Genomic DNA, 17,662 nt, shown 5'->3' with positions numbered 1-17,662 from the left:
AGTGAGCGTCCCCGCACGCTCGGCGCCGCTGTTCGCCGACATCGACGATGTCGCCCGGCGGCTCGCCGAAACCGGCTATCTGCCCGATACCGCAACGGCCACAGCCGTTTTCCTCGCCGACCGGCTGGGCAAACCGTTGTTGGTCGAAGGGCCCGCAGGCGTCGGCAAGACCGAGCTGGCGCGTGCGGTGGCCCAGGCCACCGGCTCTGGCCTGGTGCGGCTGCAGTGCTACGAGGGCGTCGACGAGGCCCGCGCGCTGTACGAGTGGAACCACGCCAAGCAGATCCTGCGCATCCAGGCCGGGCACGGCGACTGGGAGCAGACCAAGACCGATGTGTTCAGTGAAGAGTTTCTGCTGACCCGTCCGCTGCTGACGGCGATCCGCCGCACCGAGCCGACGGTGCTGCTGATCGACGAAACCGACAAGGCCGACATCGAAATCGAGGGCCTACTGCTCGAGGTGCTGTCCGACTTCGCGGTGACGGTGCCCGAACTCGGCACCATCACCGCCGAACGCCAGCCTTTCGTGCTGCTGACCTCGAACGCCACCCGCGAGCTGTCCGAAGCGCTCAAGCGTCGATGCCTGTTCCTGCACATCGACTTTCCCGATCCCGACCTGGAGCGCCGCATCCTGCTGTCGCGGGTGCCTGAGCTGCCCGAGCATCTGGCCGAGGAGCTGGTGCGAGTCATCGGGGTGCTACGCGGCATGCAACTGAAGAAGCTGCCGTCGGTCGCCGAGACGATCGACTGGGGGCGCACCATTTTGGCTCTCGGCATGGACACCATCGACGACGCCATGATCGCGGCCACGCTCGGCGTTGTCCTCAAGCACCAGTCCGACCAGGTGCGCGCGGCCGGGGAGCTGAGGCTGAACTGATGGCCCGCCGCGTCCGACCACCGCAGCCGCTGGCGCCGCACGGAATTCCCGGACATCTCGTGGAATTCGTGGAAGCCCTGCGCGGGCAGGGTATTTCGGTCGGCCCGTCGGAAACCGTCGACGCCGGGCGGGTGATGGCGACGTTGGGGCTGGCCGACCGTGAGGTGCTTCGCGAGGGCATCGCGTGCGCTGTGTTGCGCCGCCCCGATCACCGCGACACCTACGACGCGATGTTCGACCTGTTTTTCCCGGCAGCGCTGGGCGCCAAGACAGTGCTGCTCGACGACGACGACACCGACGACCAGCCGGAGGGGTTGCCGCCCGAAGACATCGAGGCGCTGCGCGCGCAGCTGGTCGACATGCTCTCCAGCAACGCCGATCTCGCAAACCTGGACGAGCGGCTGGCGGCGATGATCGCGCAGATCGTCGAGGCATACGGGCGCTATCAGTCCAGCCGCGGGCCGTCGTACTCGTCGTATCAGGCGCTCAAGGCGATGAGCCTCGACGATCTGGAGGGCCGGCTGCTTGCGGGCCTGCTCGCGCCGTACGGCGACGAACCCACGCCGACGCAGGAACAGATCGCCAAAGCCCTTGCGGCTCAACGTATATCGCAACTACGCAAGATGGTGGAGGCCGAGACCAAGCGCCGCACCGCCGAGCAGCTGGGCCGTGAGCACGTGCAGATGTACGGTGTGCCGCAACTGGCGGAGAACGTCGAATTCCTGCGCGCCTCCGGGGAGCAGCTGCGCCAGATGCGGCGGGTGGTGGCGCCGCTGGCTCGCATGCTGGCGACGCGTCTGGCCGCGCGGCGGCGCCGGTCGCGTGCCGGCGAGATCGACATGCGCAAGACGCTGCGCAAGTCGATGTCCACCGGCGGCGTGCCGATCGACGTGGTGCTCAAGAAGCCGCATCCGGCGCGCCCCGAGCTCGTCGTGCTGTGCGACGTGTCCGGCTCGGTGGCGGGCTTCAGTCACTTCACCCTGATGCTCGTGCACGCGCTGCGTCAGCAGTTCTCCCGCGTTCGCGTGTTCGCGTTCATCGACACCACCGACGAGGTCACCGAGTTGTTCGGGCCCGACTCCGACCTGGCGGTGGCCGTGCAGCGCATCACCCGCGAGGCCGGTGTCTACACGCGCGACGGGCACTCGGACTACGGCAACGCGTTTGTGTCGTTCATGGAGAAGTGGCCGAACGTGCTGTCGCCGCGCAGTTCGCTGCTGGTGCTCGGCGACGGGCGCAACAACTACCGCAATCCCGAATCCGACCTGCTTGCCCACATGGTGAACGCCAGCCGCCATGCGCACTGGCTCAACCCCGAGCCCAAGCATCTGTGGGGCAGCGGCGACTCGGCGGTGCCGCGCTACCAAGAGGTCATCACCATGCATGAATGCCGGTCGGCCAAGCAGCTGGCCGGGGTGATCGACCAGCTGCTGCCCGTCTAGTTTCGGCGAACGTGGGTTACCGTCACGCCTTCGCAGGGTGAAGCGTGACGGTAACCCACGTTCGGCGCGCGAAGAGAGGCCCGGACAGCACTCCCGTAAGCTGGCTGTTTGTGACTTCTCGACGACGGCTAGGGGTGATGGGTGGGACGTTCGACCCCATCCACAATGGCCACCTGGTCGCCGCCAGCGAGGTTGCGGACCTGTTCGAGCTCGACGAGGTGGTGTTCGTGCCGACGGGCCAGCCGTGGCAAAAGCACCACCGCTACGTCACGGCGGCTGAAGACCGTTACTTGATGACGGTGATCGCGACCGCCTCCAATCCCCGCTTCTCGGTCAGCCGCGTCGACATCGACCGCGCCGGGCCCACGTACACCAAGGACACGTTGCGCGACTTGCAGGCCCTCAACCCAGACACCGATCTGTACTTCATCACCGGCGCGGACGCGCTCGCGTCGATCTTGACCTGGCAGGGCTGGGAGGAGATGTTCTCGCTCGCCAAGTTCGTCGGCGTCAGCAGGCCCGGCTACGACCTGGACAGCACACACCTCACCGCCGCGCTGCGGAAGCTGCCCGACGACGCGCTGACGCTGGTCGAGGTGCCTGCGCTGGCGATCTCGTCGACCGACTGCCGCAAGCGCGCCGAAAAGGGCCGACCGATCTGGTATCTGGTGCCCGACGGCGTGGTCCAGTATGTGGCCAAACGCCACATGTATGCCGCGCAGCCGGTGGTGGCCAAGGACGGTAGCCGGTGAGCGCCTCCGAGGAAGCCATCGACATGGCCACGGTCGCTGCGCGGGCAGCAGCCTCCAAGCTCGCCGAGGATGTCGTCGTCATCGACGTATCAGGCCAACTCGTCATCACCGACTGTTTCGTGATCGCGTCGGCCTCCAACGAACGTCAGGTCAACGCCATCGTCGACGAGGTCGAGGAGAAGATGCGCGTCGCCGGCTACAAACCCGCACGCCGTGAGGGTGCCCGCGAGGGCCGATGGACGCTTCTTGACTACGTCGACATCGTGGTCCACATCCAGCACCAGGACGAGCGCAACTTCTACGCCCTAGACCGGCTGTGGCGCGACTGCCCCGTCGTCCCTGTCGACCTGGACGGCCAGGCATGAGGGTCCGCCGCCTGGTGATGCTGCGGCACGGGCAGACCGAATACAACGCAGGCAGCCGAATGCAGGGCCAGCTCGACACCGAGCTGTCCGACCTCGGCCGCGACCAAGCCGTCGCCGCCGCCGAAGTGCTGGCCAAGCGTCAACCGCTGATCATCGTGTCGTCAGATCTGCGGCGCGCGCTCGACACCGCAGTGGCGTTAGGCGAGCGGTCCGGCATGCCGGTGCTCGTCGACACCCGGCTGCGTGAAACACATCTGGGCGACTGGCAGGGCATGACGCACCTCGAGGTCGACGCCGCCGCTCCCGGCGCCCGGCTGGCCTGGCGCGAGAATGCGCGATGGGCACCGCACGGCGGCGAAAGCCGTGTCGACGTCGCCGCGCGCAGCATGCCGCTGATGGCCGACCTGGTCGCCGAGCAGACCGAGTGGGGAGTCGACGATCCCGATAGGCCTGTGGTCCTCGTCGCGCACGGCGGACTGATCGCGGCGCTCACCGCGGCGCTGCTGGGTCTGCCGGTCGACAACTGGCCGGTGCTGGGCGGGATGGGCAACGCGAGCTGGGTGCAGCTATCGGGCCACAGCGAACCGAATGCCGGGCTGGAGGGCATCCGGTGGCGGCTCGACGTGTGGAACGCTTCAGCACAGGTTGCCAACGATGTCCTCTAAAAAGACCCTGCTCGTCTTCTGCGACTCGCTGTCCTATTACGGACCGACGGGCGGGCTGCCGTCCGACGATCCGCGCATCTGGCCCAACATCGTTGCGAGCCAACTTGATTGGGATCTCGAGCTGATCGGGCGGATCGGCTGGACCTGCCGCGACGTGTGGTGGGCGGCGACCCAGGACCCGCGAGCATGGGCGGCGCTGCCTCGGGCCGGGGCGGTGATCTTCGCGACCGGCGGCATGGACTCGCTTCCTTCGCCGCTACCGACCGCCGTGCGCGAGCTGATCCGGTACGTCCGGCCGCCGTGGCTTCGGCGGTGGGTGCGCGACGGGTACGGCTGGGTTCAGCCACGGTTGTCGCCGGTCGCGCGCGCCGCGCTGCCGCCCCACCTATCGGCGGAATACCTCGAGATGACCCGCGGCGCAATCGATTTCAACCGCCCGGGCATCCCGATCGTGGCGTCGCTGCCCGCCGTGCATATCGCCGAAACCTACGGCAAGGCGCACCACGGCCGCGAAGGCACGGCGCGGGCCATCACCGAATGGGCCGCGCAGCATGACATCCCGCTGGTCGATCAGAAGGCCGCGGTCGCCGAGCACATCCTTAGCGGCCGCGGGAATCCCGACGGCATCCACTGGAACTTCGAAGCCCACCAGGCGGTGGCCGACCTCACGCTGAAAGCCCTCGCCGAAGCGGGTGTCCAGCAAGAAGACTCAAGCGGCTAGCCATGGCAGTCGTAGTGGTCACCGACTCGTCGTCGCGCTTGGCGCCCGATGAGCTGAAGGAGTTCGACATCCGGCAGGTGCCCCTGCATGTGCTTGTCGACGGCATCGACCTGCGTGACGGCGTCGACGATGTGCCCTATGACATCCACGAACTGCCACGGGCCACCACCGCGGGGGCGACGCCCGCGGAGCTTGCCGAGACGTACCGCCAGGCGCTGCGGGATAGCGACGGCGACGGCGTTGTCGCCGTGCATATTTCGGCCGCGCTGTCGAGTTCGTATAGTTCGGCGGTTCAAGCGGCGCGCGAGTTCGGTCCGGCAGTGCGGGTGGTCAACTCGCGGTCGGCGGCGATGGGCGTCGGATTCGTCGCACTGGAGGCGGCGCGGTCGGCGGCGTCGGGTTCTGACCTCGATACGGTCGAAGCCGCCGCCAGGGCCGCCGTCGACCGCGGTTATGTCTTCGTCGTGGTACACCGGCTGGACAACCTGAGGCGAAGCGGCCGGATCGGCACCGCGGCGTCGTGGCTGGGCACGGCGCTGTCGCTCAAGCCGCTGCTCTGTCTCGACGTCGACGGGCGACTGGTCCTCGATCAGCGGATCCGCACGATCACCAAAGCGCACGCCGCGATGGTCGATCGGGTCGCCGACGTCATCGGCGAGCGCCGGGCCGCGATCGCGGTACACCATGTCGACAACCACGATGCCGCCGACGAGATCGGCGCGGCATTGACGACACGGCTGCCTCAGATCGAGTCGCTCGTCGTCACCGATATGGGGCCGGTGCTGTCGATACACGTCGGCGGCGGAGCGGTCGGCGTCGTCGTACACCTCGCTGCTCAATAACAATCCCGTGGTCCGAGCATTGCCCGTTGATCTCGCACTCGGTAAGTAGTAGCTTACGGTTCGTGACCACTTACCAAGAAGCCGACGTCTGGGTGGCACTGGCTGACCGCACCCGGCGGTCGATTGTGGAGCGGCTTGCGCATGGGCCGCTGGCGGTCGGTGAGCTGGCACGCGACCTGCCCGTCAGCAGGCCTGCGGTGTCGCAACACCTCAAAGTCCTCAAGCGTGCCGGGCTGGTGCGGGACCACGCCGCCGGGACGCGACGGGTCTATCAGCTGGACCCCACCGGGCTCGAAGCGCTGCGTGCCGATCTCGATCGGTTCTGGATGCAGGCTCTGGCCGGCTTCAAGCAGACCGTCGAGCGTCTGGAAGGAGACGAAACATGACACACACCCGACCGGTAACCGTCCGTCACGACGTCGTCGTAAATGCCCCTGTGGACCGCGCGTTCCGCGTGTTCACCGAGCAGTTCGGCGATTTCAAGCCCCGCGAACACAATCTGCTGAGCGTCCCAATCGCCGAGACGGTGTTCGAGGCGCGAGTCGGCGGACACATCTACGACCGCGGCGTCGACGGCAGCCTGTGTAAGTGGGCGAGGATCGTCGCCTACGAGCCACCGAACCGCGTCGTCTTCACCTGGGACATCGGGCCGACCTGGCAGCTGGAAACCGACCCCAGCCGGTCCAGTGAAGTCGAAGTCCGCTTCACGGCCGAGTCCGCAGACCGCACTCGCGTCGAGCTCGAACACCGGCACATCGAACGCCACGGTGAGGGCTGGGAGTCCGTGGCCGCGGGAGTCGACGGCGACGCCGGCTGGCCGCTCTATCTGGGTCGCTACGCCGGCCTCTTCGAGCAATGACGCCGGACACGATGCGGTTGGCGCGTGCCGAGCGCGAGGAATTCGCCTCGCTGCTGGAAGGTTTGACGCCGCAACAGTGGGAGAGCTCAACGCTATGCGAACGGTGGCGGGTGCGCGACGTCGTCGCCCACGTCATCGGATACGACCCGCTGACACGCGCTCAGCTCATGCGTCGGATGGCCAAAGGCCTTGTGACTCGCGGCGGTGCCAACGCCGTCGGGGTCGCGGAGTATGCGGGCGAGTCGCCCGAGGCGCTCACCGAGCTGATGCGCAAATACGCTGAACCGCAAGGCTTGACGTCGGGGTTCGGCGGCCGTATTGCGCTGACCGACGGGATGATTCACCAGCAGGACATCCGCAGGCCGCTGGGGATTCCGCGCGCCATAGACCCTGAGCGGCTGCGTGTTGCGCTGAATTTCGCGACGACGGCGCCGCGCATCCTCGGCGCGTGGCGGGCTCGAGGGGTGCGGTTGGTCGCCACCGACACGGATTGGTCTCATGGCCAAGGGGCCGAGGTGCGGGGGAGCGGCGAAGCCCTGCTGATGGCGATGGCCGGCCGCGCTGCCGCACTGCAAGACCTTGACGGACCGGGCAAAGCGAAACTGGCTCAACGCTTTTGAGCCCGCGCCGAATGTACGGTGGTTGACGGGTCTACTCGGCGTTTGTCTACAACAACCGTACGTTCGCCGACAGCTCGATTACACGGCAGCGCGACCGGTGATCGGCGGCAGATCCTTGAGCGTCACGATGCCGGGTGCGGCGGCGACGACGGCCGGCACCGCGTTGGTGACCGGCATCGCCGTGTAGATCATGCCAAGGCCCATGAATCCGGGCTCGGTCCAGTCCTTGGGCGGCAGGCAGTGCAGCACGGTGCGCATATTGGGCAAGCCGAACACCTGGATGACGTGGCCGTGCTCGAGCGGTTTGGGTGGTGTCACGTGATCGCCCATGGTCCAGTTGAAGCCGACGCTGACGACGTTGCGGTCGCCGACCCAGCCGCGGTGGTAGCCGTAGACGCTGGCCACCGTCCCCTCCGGGATCTGCATGAAACCCAGGTCGGTGTCGCCTGTGGCGGGCGTGAACGTGACGTCGAACGTCATCCTGTCGAGCTTGGCACCGATCGCGTCGGCCATCATCGCCGCGGATTCGGCGAAGACCTCACTTTCCCGGCGCACACTCTCGGCAAGGCCGGGCGTTTCCGGGTCTTGCGAGAAGCCCATCGCGGTCTGCGTTCCGGCGGACTCGTACGTCGAGCAGTCAACCGATTCGGTGATCCGGATTTCGTCCACCCGCTCGCATGCACCGGACAACACCATGCCGACCATGTTCGTCATCCCTGGATGTGCGCCGCTGCCGAAGATCGTCGAATTCCCCTTCTCGCAAGCCTTTCGGATGCGCTCGAGGTCTTCCGGTGTCTGCTTTCCGCCGGTGATCCACGCCGCGCTCGAACACACGTTGACGCCGTTCTCGAGCAGCCGGGTCAGCTCGTCGATGTTCGGCCACAGCGGGTTGTAGCAGCAGGCGTCGGGCTTCAGGGCGACGAGCGCGTCGATGTCGTTGGTGGCCGTCACGCCCGTGGGCTCGGGCCAGCCCGCCAGCTCCGCAGCGTCGACACCGACCTTGTCCGCACCATGCGCGTAGACGCCGACGAGCTCCATGTCGTCGCGCCCGATGATCGCGTGCAGCGACCGCCGTCCGATGTTGCCGGTGGTCCACTGGATGACGCGTAACGGTCTGCTCATCTGCAGCAATTTACATGTGTGTTCCGCCGTCGACGCGGACCTCTGTTCCGGTGACGAAATACGCATCCGACGAGGCCAGCATCGCCACGACGGCGGCGACCGCGTCCGGCTTGGCGAACATCCCCCCGCCCTCGACGGGCAGCAGCGACATGATCTTGCCGAGCAGGGAGAAGTCCGCATCGGCGGGCAGTCCGGGACCGATGCTCTGTTTGGATTCGCCTGTACCGTCGGTCATTCCGGACGAAATGGATCCGGGCTGGACTGAGTTGAACCGAATCTTTTCCTTGACGAACTCCAGCGCGAGCGCATGCGTCATCGCTTGGACGCCAGCCTTGGACGCGGCGTATGCCGACATGTACGGGTGTGCGAACGCCGCCGAGGTAGAGCTGAAGTTGACCACCGCGGGATCGGTGCCGTCGCGCAAGGCGGGGATGGCCTCGCGGATCATCAGGAAGGTGCCGACGAGGTTGATCCGAAGCACCTGCTCGAAGTCGGCGAGCGTGGTGTCGACGAAGTGCGCCGAGCGCAGGATCCCGGCGGCGTTGACGAGGGCGTCCAGACCGCCGAGCTGCCGGACCGCCTCGGCCACGCCCTCCTTCACCGACTCTTCACTGGCGACATCGATCACCACGGTGCTCAGCCGATCGCCGTGCAATTCGGCCTTGGCCACCGTGTCCTTCAGCCCGGATTCGCTGATGTCGGCCGCGACGACCCGCCCACCTTCGTCGAGTATCCGCAGCACGGTCGCCTGCCCGATGCCGGATCCACCGCCGGTGATCAGAACGCGACGGTCGGTGTACCGCTGAAGAGATGTCATAGCGCGAGCCTCCTAGTTACGTGTGACCATGTCCAGTGCGGCGAGATGGCTGAACAACATTGACGCCCCGATCGGATTGCCACCGCCGGGATAGACGGTTCCGCTGACGGCGGCCATCGTGTTGCCTGCGGCGTAGAGCCCATCGATGGGCTTGCCGTCGGCGTCGAGCACGCGGGCGTGGGCGTCGGTGACGAGTCCGCCCTTGGTGCCCAGGTCGGAGAGGCCGAAAGCGGCGGCGTGGAATGGAGCCTTGTCGATCGGTGCCATCGGTGACAGGCCACCCGAGAACGCGCGGTCGTAGGCCTCGCCACCACGCCCGAAGTCGTCGTCGATGCCGGCGGCGACGAACTCGTTGTAGCGCTTGACTGTCCACACCAGGTTGTCGGCGTCCACGCCGATTCTCGCCGCCAGTTCGGGCAGCGTGTCCGCGGTATGCCAGAGGCCGGCCTCAACGTAGCGTTCGGGCTCGACCATCGTGACGTTCGTCGCCTTCACCGGCGGAACAAGGCCTTCGCGGTCGTCGTAGATCATCCAGAACGGCAATGTCATTGCACCGCAGGCGATCTGATCGATGATGGTCTTGCCGATGCGGTCGTAGGGGCCGGATTCGTTGACGAAACGCTTGCCGTCCTGGTTGACAAATATCCCGCCGGTGAACCACAGCGCGAATGCCGAGCGCCCGTCGGGATGGGTGAACCCGGGCGACCACCACGCCTGGTCCATCAGGTCGACGGCAGCGCCGACGGCGATGCCCGCCTCAAGAGCCTGCCCGACATTGCCCGGCGCGCCCATCGTGTCGCGCGCATCGCCGGGGACGCCGAACCGTTGGCGCAGCGCGGGATTGTTCTCGAAACCGCCCGCGGCGAGCAGCACGCCGACGCGGGCGCGGATCGCGCGTCGACGGCCGTCCTGCTCGACGACCGCACCGACCAAGCGACCGTCTTCGGTGACCAATTCGACCAGCGGGCTGTTCAGGTGAAGCGATGCGTGTGGATAGGAGGCGATTGCCGACAGGAACCGACCGACGAGCGCCCGCCCGCCGATCAGGTACTTGGGTGCCAGCGCGCCAAGCCGTTCCCTGTCCAACGGACCACGTATCCGGTCGGCCAGCTCGCCGAGGTGTTTGGCGGGGAGGGGTTTCATCACGGTGTGCCGCATACCGTCGAGCCGGGCATTCGGCAGACGGCCGTAGTAGTCGGGCCAGGGCAGCACGTCGAACTCGAAGTGATCGTCTTCTTCGAGGTAGGTGATCAGGTCGCTGCCGCGGTACACGTAAGTGCGCTGCAGCTCCACCGGGGTGCGGTCGCCGACAGCGGCATGAAAGTAATCGAACGCGGCGTCGAGCGTGTCATCGCACCCCGCACGGCGCAGCACGGGGTTGCAGGGGAACCACATGCCCCCACCGCCGGAATAGGCTGTGGTGCCGCCGAACTGGTCACTGGCCTCCACGACCATGACCGACAGCCCTTCGCGGGCCGCGGTGTACGCGCCGGCCAGACCGCCACCGGATCCGGCGACGATGACGTCTGTTTCGTCGTCCCAGGTTGTCAAGGCCCGGCGTTTCTTGGATGGATGAACACGCCCTCAGCTTGAACGGTGATGCCTTCGGCGTCAGCAATATGCCCGACGGCGAATGTTTTGTTTCCGTCAATCCGGTCGACGCGCGCCTGGGCGCGTAGCGGTTCCCCGAGGGGTGTGCCGCGCAGATAGCGCAGTGTGAGGGTGCCGGTGTATGCGGGCTTGCCGGGCAGATGCGCCGTAGCGCCGAGAACGTGGTCCAGTATCAACGCACAGACGCCGCCGTGAACGTGACCTGGTGGGCCCTCGTACGCGGCGCCGAGTTCAAACTCCGTGTGCACCACTCCGTCGGCACCATCGTGAATGACCAACGGCGGCGCGACAGGATTGCGTCGGCCGATGACCACGTTGCCTAACGCGATGGATTGCCCGTGGGGATCGGACTGCACACCAAATGATCCCGGTAGCAACGAGGCGCTCAATTGTGCTGTGGCCGAGTCGATGTTGTGTTTAGCCGCAGCGACGGCTGCTGCGTCGACTTCGGTGCGAATGGTGACGTCGATGAGCCGACGCACGGATTCGGCGAGCGTTTCGTAATGCATCACGCAAATCCGCCGTAGCCACCGCGGTAGAACAGCAAGGGACGCCGGTCGTCCGCCGCGTGCAGCCCGGTTACATGCGCCACCACAATCGTGTGATCACCCGCGCCGTGCTCGAATTCGAGGTTCGCTTCGATGGTGGCGAGGGCGCCCGCGATCGCCGGAGCGCCGTTGGCGGCCGGACGCCACCGCACACCGCTGAACTTGTCAGCGGCGCTGACTGCGAACTGTCTGCAGAGGCGATGCTGATCGTGGGCCAGAACGTTGACACACAGCGCGCCTAACCCTCGCATCATCGGCCAGGTCTTCGATGTCCGCGCGGGGCAGAACGAGATGTATGGCGGATCGAAAGACACCGACGTCACGGACTGACAGGTGAAGCCGTACTGTCGCACGCCGGCGCTGGCGGTAATCACCGCGATCCCTGTGCAGAACCGCCCAAGGACGTCGCGCATCGACGTCGGTGTTGGAGGAGCGCTAGTCGTCATCGGCATAAGCCTCCGCCGCCACGTTGGCGCCCCGCAATACGGCGTCCCGGCCAGTGGTGAGTGACCTCATGGCTGTGACCTGTGTTGTTAGTCTGACAACGTGGAAGAAAGCGATCAGCCGGGCAAGCCGAATCTCGCGGCGACCAGCTGGGCGCTGCTCGGCATGCTGTCGTACGAGTACGAGCTTTCGGGCTATGACATCCGAAAGTGGATCGATTGGAGCATGCGGTTCTTCTACGGGAGTCCCGCGTACAGCCAGATCTATTCCGAACTCAAAAAGCTCGAGCAACTCGGCTTGGTGACGTCGCGCGTCGAGAACAGCGCAGGCACCCGCAATCGCAGGCTGTACAAGATCACCGAAGCGGGACTGGATGCGGTGACGCGATGGGCGAACGAGGCGCCGCTCGACCCGCCGGTGCTCAAGCACACCCCCTTGCTGCGAGTGACCATGGGGCATCTCACGACTCCGGCGAGGCTGAAAGAGCTTCTGCAGGAACACCTGGCCTACGTCGACGAGATGCACCGCAATGCGGCCAAGGACGCAAAGTGGGCGGGAGTGGATCCGGCGTGGGCATACGCCCGCGTCGCGCTGCAGTGGGCCGAGAGGTATTACGCCAACGAGCGCGAGCTGACCTTGAAAATGATCAAGGAACTCGATGAAGCCGAGGAAACGTTCCCGCGCGCCGGCGAGGGTGGACGAATCAAAACCCCTTGGCCCGCACCGGAATACTGGTACGAGATCGAAAAGAAGGCCGAAGCCGACGACTGACTATTTGCCCGCCGCGTCGAGCGCTGCGATGTAGCCGTACACCAAACCCTGCGCGATCGTGGCGCCCGCACCGGGATACGTGGTGCCAAAAGCGTTGGCCGCGGCATTGCCGATCGCGTACAGCCCGTCGATGACGCTGCCGTCCTCCCGAAGCACCCTGGCGCGCTCGTCGGCCCGGAGACCGCCACAGGTGCCGAGGTCGCTGAGGGTCATTTTCACCGCGTAGAACGGTCCCTTGTCCAGCGCCCGCAGATTCGGGTTGGGGGTGATCGTGGGATCGCCGTAGTAGCGGTCGTATGCGCTGCGACCGCGGCCGAAATCGGAATCGTCCCCGGCGCGGCACATTTCATTGAATCGGGACACCGTGCCAAGGAAGTGCGACTCCGGAACCGCGATCTGTCGGGCGAGATGGGCGAGATCCTCGGAGCGGTGCGCGATGCCCGCGTCGTACCACGCCTGCGGCAATCGCATGCGCGGATACAGCGCAGCGCCAAAGACATAACTGTTGCGGTACTGCTGATCGAAGACAATCCACATGGATTCGACGGGCTTGCCTGACCGTTCCCTTTCGAGCACACACTGCCCAAACGACATGTAGTCGGCGGCCTCGTTGGTGAACCGGTTGCCGGTCTGATCGACGATCAGCGAACCTGGCAGCGAACGCTCGGCCAGCATGACCAGCGGGTCGCCCCCCGGCAGCGGCGCCACGGCGGGAAACCACCACGCCTGATCCATGAGATCGATTGCCGCACCGGCATCTTGGCCGATTCGAATCGCGTCGCCGGTGTTGGTCTCGGCGCCCAGGCTGGCGTGTTCGTCGAGGGATTCGGACTGGAACTTCCACCTCATGTCCATGCGGTGGTCGAAACCGCCGGCCGCCAGGACAACTCCGCGCCGCGCGGTGACAGTGACCTCAAGCCCGCCGTGTTGGACAACAGCCCCGGTGATCATGGCGCCGTCGGTTGTCAACCGCGCCAATTCCGTTTCAGTCCAGACGCCAACGCCAGCGCGCAACACGCCGGCGAACATCCCGGCGGCCAGCGCCTGCCCGCCGGCGGTGTAGTGCCTGCCGAGCAGCAAGCCGCCCACGCCCTGACCGAGCCGTTTCGCGATCAGCGGCAGACCCTTGCGGGGCACCCGGGCCATCAGGTTCATCCAGCGGTAATCCGCACCGGTGGTCGGCATCGGGATCGACGTCTTCATCACGCCGGGACGCAATCGTGACCGGTACCGGCCGAGCACCGAAGTGTCGAACGGCTTGCACTCGCATGTCCGCCCCGCAGCGGATCCGCCGGGGTGCTCGGGATGGTAGTCGGAGTAGTCCCGGGCCCACATGAACCGCAACGGTGTGGTGCGGCGCAGCATCGCCACGGTTTCCGAAAGATGGTTGAGGAACTCCGCGGACCGTTCTGCGGGTGCGGTTTCGGCCACCACTGACTTCAGATAGGTGCTCGCGGCCGGCTTGGTGTCGCCCGCGCCGTTCTCGTCGAGGATCTGGCTGGCAGGCAGCCACAGGGCCCCGCCCGACCTGGCGGTGGAACCGCCGACGTATGCCGACTTCTCCACAATCAGCACGGATAGACCGCGCTCGGCGGCCGCCAACGCAGCGGCCATGCCCGTGCCAGAACCGACGACGAGCAAGTCCACGGTGGTGTCACCGATGGGCAGGCCGTCGGGAATGGTGGCTGATTGCGCGGTAGTCACGTTCTGACGGTAAGTCGCAGATTCGGGCGTGCGACGGGTTTCTCCCTTCCAGCGGGACGATCGGCCGCGTAACCGGCGTCGCGGTTGTACAACAAGGTCATGACGTTGCAGTCAGAGATCGATGAGATTCGGCAGATCGAGGCCGAAGCGGCCCCGGCCAGATTCGCCCGTGGCTGGCATTGCCTCGGGCTGACCAGGGATTTCGGTGACGGCAAGCCACACGCCGTGCACGCCTTCGGTCAGAAGCTCGTGGTGTTCCGCGGCGGCGACGGCAGGATCAACGTCCTCGACGGCTACTGCCGCCACATGGGCGGCGACCTCAGTCAGGGCGAGGTCAAGGGCGACGAAATCGCGTGCCCGTTCCATGACTGGCGTTGGGGCGGGGACGGCCGGTGCAAGAAGGTGCCCTACAGCAAGCGGGTACCAAGGCTGGCCCGCACCGCAACGTGGACCACCCTCGAGCAGGACGGGATGTTGTTCGTGTGGAACGACCCCGAGCGAAACGGCCCGCCGCCGGAGCAGGCCATCCCTCGGATCGAGGGCGCGACGAGCGACGAGTGGACGGACTGGCATTGGTACACCACCGTCGTCAACACCAATTGCCGCGAGATCATCGACAACGTGGTCGACATGGCGCATTTCTTCTACATCCACGGTTCGCTGCCGACGCACTTCAAGAACATCTTCGAAGGTCATGTCGCGACGCAGTACATGAACGGCGAGGGCCGCCCGGACATCGGTGATCCCGGCGAGTCGAAGTTGCTCGGAACGACCTCGGTCGCATCGTATTTCGGTCCATCGTTCATGATCGACGACCTGACCTACCACTATGAGGACGCCGATCACAAGACAATACTGATCAATTGTCACTATCCGATCGACGCGAATTCCTTTGTGCTGCAATACGGTATCATCGTCAAGAAGTCGGACGCGCTGCCCGGTGATGCGGCGCTGCAGACCGCGATCGGCCTCGGGGATTTCGTCAAGATGGGCTTCGAGCAGGACGTCGAGATCTGGAAGAACAAGGCGCGCATCGACAATCCGCTGCTGTGCGAGGAGGACGGCCCGGTCTACCAGCTTCGCCGCTGGTATCAGCAGTTCTACGTCGACGTTGCCGATGTGCAGCCCGACATGACAGACCGCTTCGAATACGAGCTCGACACCACCAGCCCGAACGAGGAGTGGATGAAGGTCGTCGAGGCCAATCTCGCCGCGAAGTCTGCCGCGGGAACCACGTGATGGCCGTCCGGCCCGATAATCGCCTCGCCGACTCTCCCATGGTGCCGGTGACGTGCAGCAGGTGCGGGGCTTGCATATTGGCGCGCAAGAGCAGCTGGAATCAGACCACTGTGCAGTGGAACGCCGACGCCTCCGCGGCCTGCCTCGAGCGCCGCGACGCCGAGAACCTGGCCGCGCACTCGGGTCGGGGTCTGTTCCTGGCCTGTTCAGCGCTGAGCGGCTCGATTCTCGACGCGGTACGCAACGGCGATCTGCCGGTGGTTGACGAATCCGTACGGGTGACGACGTAGCTTCGTAATCGTGACGAACCCCGTGGCGGTTGTGACAGGCGCGAGCCGCGGCGCAGGACGCGGCATAGCAGCTGCGCTTGTTGCCGACGGCTGGCGGGTCTATCTGACCGGTAGAACGGTGGATGACCCTGGCGATGGTGGAATCGCGGTACGAGTCGACCACTGTGATGACGCCGCGGTTGGCGCGCTATTCGCACGCGTCGAGCAGGAGAATGGCCGGCTCGATTTATTGGTGAACAATGCCGCGGCCATTCACGACGACCTGACGAATCCAAAGCCGTTTTGGGAGAAGCCACTCGAGCTGGTTGACGTACTCGACGTCGGGCTGCGGTCGGCCTATGTGGCGTCGTGGCATGCGGCACCGCTGATGGTGCGTCAGGGTCGCGGTCTGATCGTGTTCACCTCGTCTCCCGGGTCGGTGTGCTACATGCACGGCCCGGCGTACGGCGCGCAGAAGGCGGGCGTCGACAAGCTGGCTGCCGACATGGCGGTCGATTTCCGCGACACCGGCGTGGCCACCGTGTCGATCTGGATGGGGATTCTGCTCACTGAACGGTTCCGCGGCGCGTTCGCCGGACACCCCGAAGCGCTCGCGGAGACCGCCAAGCACGCCGAAACCCCCGAATTCACTGGACATTTGATCAATGCGCTCTACCACGATCCCGAAGTTTCGGGGCTGTCCGGACACACGGTGATCGGCGCGGAACTCGCTGACCGGTACGGCATCACCGACGAGCACGGTCGGCGGCCACCGTCGCATCGCGACATGCTGGGATCGCCGCGGGAACCGAGCTCGGTGATCGTGCGCTGAGCGTCACGTCAACTGGAAGGCACTGAGCGGTGCCTCTTCCGGGTAGCTCGAGGGCCCGCCGAGATCGTAGGCGGCGTTCAGGGCGCCGATGAACTCGGGATCATGCAGCGGCTCGCTCGGGACGTCCAGCTTGATGCCCTTCTTCGTGACGTCGTCGACGAGCACGTCGATCGCCTTATCGACTGTCAGATCGTCCGAACCGTCCATGTTCTTGCGAAGTTCGTCATGGTCCATGAAGACCTCGGCCGACCAGTGCACCAAGAAGCGGAGGTCGTTGGTGTGGTGCCGGGCGATGACGTCTTCACCGGTCTTGAGCAGCCAGTGGTCGCGGTCGGCGGGGTCGCCGCTGAACACCGTGTCGAAGGCGAGTCCGGCCGGAACCTGTTGTTCGAGTGCGCCGTTAGCTTCGCCGCGGTGCACCATCATCTCGTTCTGCACAACGACGCCGCGGTTGTACACCGGCGGGAGGAGGCGCTGCGGTGCCTTGAGCGGACCGTCCGGCCAATAGGTGAAACCGCTACCTTCGTCCAACGAGAACCAGGTGATCACCTGAGCCATCTTGATCAAGTAGTCGGTGAACAGGCCGGACTTACCCATCACGCTGCACAGCCAGGTCGGGGCGTTCTCGTGACGCACACCCCGGAAGCTCGGCGAATCCAAGTGTCCGGGATCGCGATTGGCGCACGGGCCGTTGATGTTGAACAGCATCATCTCCGGCTTGGCGTACTGGGCGTTCCAGTAATGCTTCGCCATCTGCAGGAATTTCTCGTTGTAGAAGCAGTCGTGCAGTTCCGGGTACAGCACTGTCCCGTAGTTGGCGAGATAGCCGCGAAACGTCGGAGTCAGAAACAGGTCCAACGATGGCGTGAATCCTTCGGGGAACGCGCCACTCATCGTCGCCATCAACTCGTCGGCGGACGCGAAATGCTGGGCGATGATCAGCTTCCACGGACCCTGCATGCGGACGACGTCGAGCAGGCGATCCCGTTGGTCGTCGGTGTAGACGCTATCGATCTCGACCGGTGGTGACGCGGGGCGCAACACCTCGGACAGCTCCATGCGCCGCTCATCAGTCAGCATCAGGGTCTCCTCTTTCTCGGCTACTTCGATTCTGTGATCGAAACGGCCGATACAGTCCGGACCTGTCCGGTGATCGGGACGC

The 17,662-nt window shown here is 65.7% G+C and carries 21 protein-coding genes; 14 read left to right on the top strand and 7 right to left on the bottom strand.

The features are described from left to right. Nucleotide 1: 1 nt before the first annotated feature. The 10 genes from ACWW36_RS27585 (at nt 2) to ACWW36_RS27540 (ending at nt 7,143) form a co-directional block, all read left to right on the top strand. A complete protein-coding gene (locus ACWW36_RS27585; protein ID WP_456139098.1) occupies nt 2-877 on the top strand; it encodes an AAA family ATPase in 876 nt (291 codons plus the stop codon). Next, a complete protein-coding gene (locus ACWW36_RS27580; protein WP_456142649.1) occupies nt 874-2,319 on the top strand; it encodes a vWA domain-containing protein in 1,446 nt (481 codons plus the stop codon). Before ACWW36_RS27585 ends, ACWW36_RS27580 begins: the two co-directional genes overlap by 4 nt. Before the next feature lie 110 nt (nt 2,320-2,429). Continuing rightward, entirely contained in the window at nt 2,430-3,071 is a 642-nt protein-coding gene (gene nadD / locus ACWW36_RS27575) for a nicotinate-nucleotide adenylyltransferase (RefSeq protein ID WP_456139097.1), read from the top strand. Next, on the top strand, nt 3,068-3,436 hold the full coding sequence (rsfS, locus tag ACWW36_RS27570) for a ribosome silencing factor (RefSeq protein WP_456139096.1): 369 nt from the start codon (nt 3,068-3,070) through the stop codon (nt 3,434-3,436). The genes nadD and rsfS overlap by 4 nt, the downstream gene beginning before the upstream one ends. Continuing rightward, complete coding sequence (gene gpgP, locus ACWW36_RS27565; protein ID WP_456139095.1) at nt 3,433-4,101, top strand: glucosyl-3-phosphoglycerate phosphatase; 669 nt, start codon at nt 3,433-3,435, stop codon at nt 4,099-4,101. Before rsfS ends, gpgP begins: the two co-directional genes overlap by 4 nt. After that, nucleotides 4,091-4,822: a diglucosylglycerate octanoyltransferase gene (gene octT / locus ACWW36_RS27560; RefSeq protein WP_456139094.1), complete on the top strand. Its 732-nt coding sequence runs from the start codon at nt 4,091-4,093 to the stop codon at nt 4,820-4,822. Before gpgP ends, octT begins: the two co-directional genes overlap by 11 nt. Before the next feature lie 2 nt (nt 4,823-4,824). Then, the gene (locus ACWW36_RS27555) at nt 4,825-5,664 is read left to right on the top strand and encodes a DegV family protein (protein ID WP_456139093.1); all 840 of its coding nucleotides are present in this window, start codon (nt 4,825-4,827) and stop codon (nt 5,662-5,664) included. Between the two features lie 62 nt (nt 5,665-5,726). Continuing rightward, complete coding sequence (locus tag ACWW36_RS27550; protein ID WP_456139092.1) at nt 5,727-6,050, top strand: ArsR/SmtB family transcription factor; 324 nt, start codon at nt 5,727-5,729, stop codon at nt 6,048-6,050. Continuing rightward, on the top strand, nt 6,047-6,523 hold the full coding sequence (locus ACWW36_RS27545) for an SRPBCC family protein (protein WP_456139091.1): 477 nt from the start codon (nt 6,047-6,049) through the stop codon (nt 6,521-6,523). Before ACWW36_RS27550 ends, ACWW36_RS27545 begins: the two co-directional genes overlap by 4 nt. Continuing rightward, nucleotides 6,520-7,143, top strand: coding sequence for a maleylpyruvate isomerase family mycothiol-dependent enzyme (locus ACWW36_RS27540; protein WP_456139090.1), 624 nt, complete (start codon nt 6,520-6,522; stop codon nt 7,141-7,143). The genes ACWW36_RS27545 and ACWW36_RS27540 overlap by 4 nt, the downstream gene beginning before the upstream one ends. Before the next feature lie 78 nt (nt 7,144-7,221). Here the strand turns inward: ACWW36_RS27540 and ACWW36_RS27535 are convergent, their stop codons facing one another. Genes ACWW36_RS27535 through ACWW36_RS27515 form a run of 5 tightly spaced genes read right to left on the bottom strand, consistent with a single transcriptional unit; the run spans nt 7,222 to nt 11,687 of the window. Then, on the bottom strand, nt 7,222-8,265 hold the full coding sequence (locus ACWW36_RS27535) for an NAD(P)H-dependent amine dehydrogenase family protein (RefSeq protein WP_456139089.1): 1,044 nt from the start codon (nt 8,263-8,265) through the stop codon (nt 7,222-7,224). A 10-nt stretch (nt 8,266-8,275) separates the two neighbouring features. Then, nucleotides 8,276-9,082 (bottom strand): SDR family NAD(P)-dependent oxidoreductase, encoded by an 807-nt coding sequence (locus ACWW36_RS27530; RefSeq protein WP_456139088.1) that lies wholly within the window; start codon nt 9,080-9,082, stop codon nt 8,276-8,278. Between the two features lie 12 nt (nt 9,083-9,094). Beyond that, on the bottom strand, nt 9,095-10,633 hold the full coding sequence (locus ACWW36_RS27525) for an FAD-binding protein (protein ID WP_456139087.1): 1,539 nt from the start codon (nt 10,631-10,633) through the stop codon (nt 9,095-9,097). Beyond that, nucleotides 10,630-11,202, bottom strand: coding sequence for a PaaI family thioesterase (locus ACWW36_RS27520; protein ID WP_456139086.1), 573 nt, complete (start codon nt 11,200-11,202; stop codon nt 10,630-10,632). The genes ACWW36_RS27525 and ACWW36_RS27520 overlap by 4 nt, the downstream gene beginning before the upstream one ends. Next, a complete protein-coding gene (locus ACWW36_RS27515; protein ID WP_456139085.1) occupies nt 11,202-11,687 on the bottom strand; it encodes a flavin reductase family protein in 486 nt (161 codons plus the stop codon). Before ACWW36_RS27515 ends, ACWW36_RS27520 begins: the two co-directional genes overlap by 1 nt. 100 nt (nt 11,688-11,787) lie before the next feature. On the opposite strand from ACWW36_RS27515, the gene ACWW36_RS27510 reads away from it, so the two are divergent. After that, complete coding sequence (locus ACWW36_RS27510) at nt 11,788-12,456, top strand: PadR family transcriptional regulator (RefSeq protein ID WP_456139084.1); 669 nt, start codon at nt 11,788-11,790, stop codon at nt 12,454-12,456. Here ACWW36_RS27510 and ACWW36_RS27505 read toward each other — a convergent pair whose 3' ends face one another. Then, complete coding sequence (locus ACWW36_RS27505) at nt 12,457-14,160, bottom strand: 3-ketosteroid-delta-1-dehydrogenase (RefSeq protein WP_456139083.1); 1,704 nt, start codon at nt 14,158-14,160, stop codon at nt 12,457-12,459. It abuts the gene before it with no gap. Between the two features lie 99 nt (nt 14,161-14,259). Here ACWW36_RS27505 and ACWW36_RS27500 point away from each other — a divergent pair, with 99 nt between their 5' ends. The 3 genes from ACWW36_RS27500 to ACWW36_RS27490 are packed head-to-tail and all read left to right on the top strand — an operon-like array spanning nt 14,260 to nt 16,500. Continuing rightward, nucleotides 14,260-15,399 (top strand): Rieske 2Fe-2S domain-containing protein, encoded by a 1,140-nt coding sequence (locus ACWW36_RS27500; protein ID WP_456139082.1) that lies wholly within the window; start codon nt 14,260-14,262, stop codon nt 15,397-15,399. Next, on the top strand, nt 15,399-15,689 hold the full coding sequence (locus ACWW36_RS27495) for a ferredoxin (protein WP_456139081.1): 291 nt from the start codon (nt 15,399-15,401) through the stop codon (nt 15,687-15,689). Before ACWW36_RS27500 ends, ACWW36_RS27495 begins: the two co-directional genes overlap by 1 nt. A 10-nt stretch (nt 15,690-15,699) precedes the next feature. Then, entirely contained in the window at nt 15,700-16,500 is an 801-nt protein-coding gene (locus ACWW36_RS27490) for an SDR family NAD(P)-dependent oxidoreductase (protein WP_456139080.1), read from the top strand. Nucleotides 16,501-16,503: 3 nt separating this feature from the next. Here the strand turns inward: ACWW36_RS27490 and ACWW36_RS27485 are convergent, their stop codons facing one another. Beyond that, on the bottom strand, nt 16,504-17,580 hold the full coding sequence (locus ACWW36_RS27485; RefSeq protein ID WP_456139079.1) for a hypothetical protein: 1,077 nt from the start codon (nt 17,578-17,580) through the stop codon (nt 16,504-16,506). Between the last annotated feature and the right edge of the window lie 82 nt (nt 17,581-17,662).

Source organism: Mycobacterium sp. MMS18-G62 (genome assembly GCF_053877835.1).
Note: the sequence above shows the minus strand (reverse complement) of the source record. Positions and strands in the feature narration are given on the sequence as shown.

Excerpts from the sequence above, each read along its gene's own strand:
- gpgP (WP_456139095.1), top strand. The coding sequence starts at position 3,433 with ATGAGGGTCCGCCGCCTGGTGATGCTGCGGCACGGGCAGACCGAATAC.
- octT (WP_456139094.1), top strand. The coding sequence starts at position 4,091 with ATGTCCTCTAAAAAGACCCTGCTCGTCTTCTGCGACTCGCTGTCCTAT.
- ACWW36_RS27555 (WP_456139093.1), top strand. The coding sequence starts at position 4,825 with ATGGCAGTCGTAGTGGTCACCGACTCGTCGTCGCGCTTGGCGCCCGAT.
- ACWW36_RS27545 (WP_456139091.1), top strand. The coding sequence starts at position 6,047 with ATGACACACACCCGACCGGTAACCGTCCGTCACGACGTCGTCGTAAAT.
- ACWW36_RS27540 (WP_456139090.1), top strand. The coding sequence starts at position 6,520 with ATGACGCCGGACACGATGCGGTTGGCGCGTGCCGAGCGCGAGGAATTC.
- ACWW36_RS27535 (WP_456139089.1), bottom strand. The coding sequence starts at position 8,265 with ATGAGCAGACCGTTACGCGTCATCCAGTGGACCACCGGCAACATCGGA.
- ACWW36_RS27530 (WP_456139088.1), bottom strand. The coding sequence starts at position 9,082 with ATGACATCTCTTCAGCGGTACACCGACCGTCGCGTTCTGATCACCGGC.
- ACWW36_RS27520 (WP_456139086.1), bottom strand. The coding sequence starts at position 11,202 with ATGCATTACGAAACGCTCGCCGAATCCGTGCGTCGGCTCATCGACGTC.
- ACWW36_RS27515 (WP_456139085.1), bottom strand. The coding sequence starts at position 11,687 with ATGACGACTAGCGCTCCTCCAACACCGACGTCGATGCGCGACGTCCTT.
- ACWW36_RS27500 (WP_456139082.1), top strand. The coding sequence starts at position 14,260 with ATGACGTTGCAGTCAGAGATCGATGAGATTCGGCAGATCGAGGCCGAA.
- ACWW36_RS27495 (WP_456139081.1), top strand. The coding sequence starts at position 15,399 with ATGGCCGTCCGGCCCGATAATCGCCTCGCCGACTCTCCCATGGTGCCG.
- ACWW36_RS27485 (WP_456139079.1), bottom strand. The coding sequence starts at position 17,580 with ATGCTGACTGATGAGCGGCGCATGGAGCTGTCCGAGGTGTTGCGCCCC.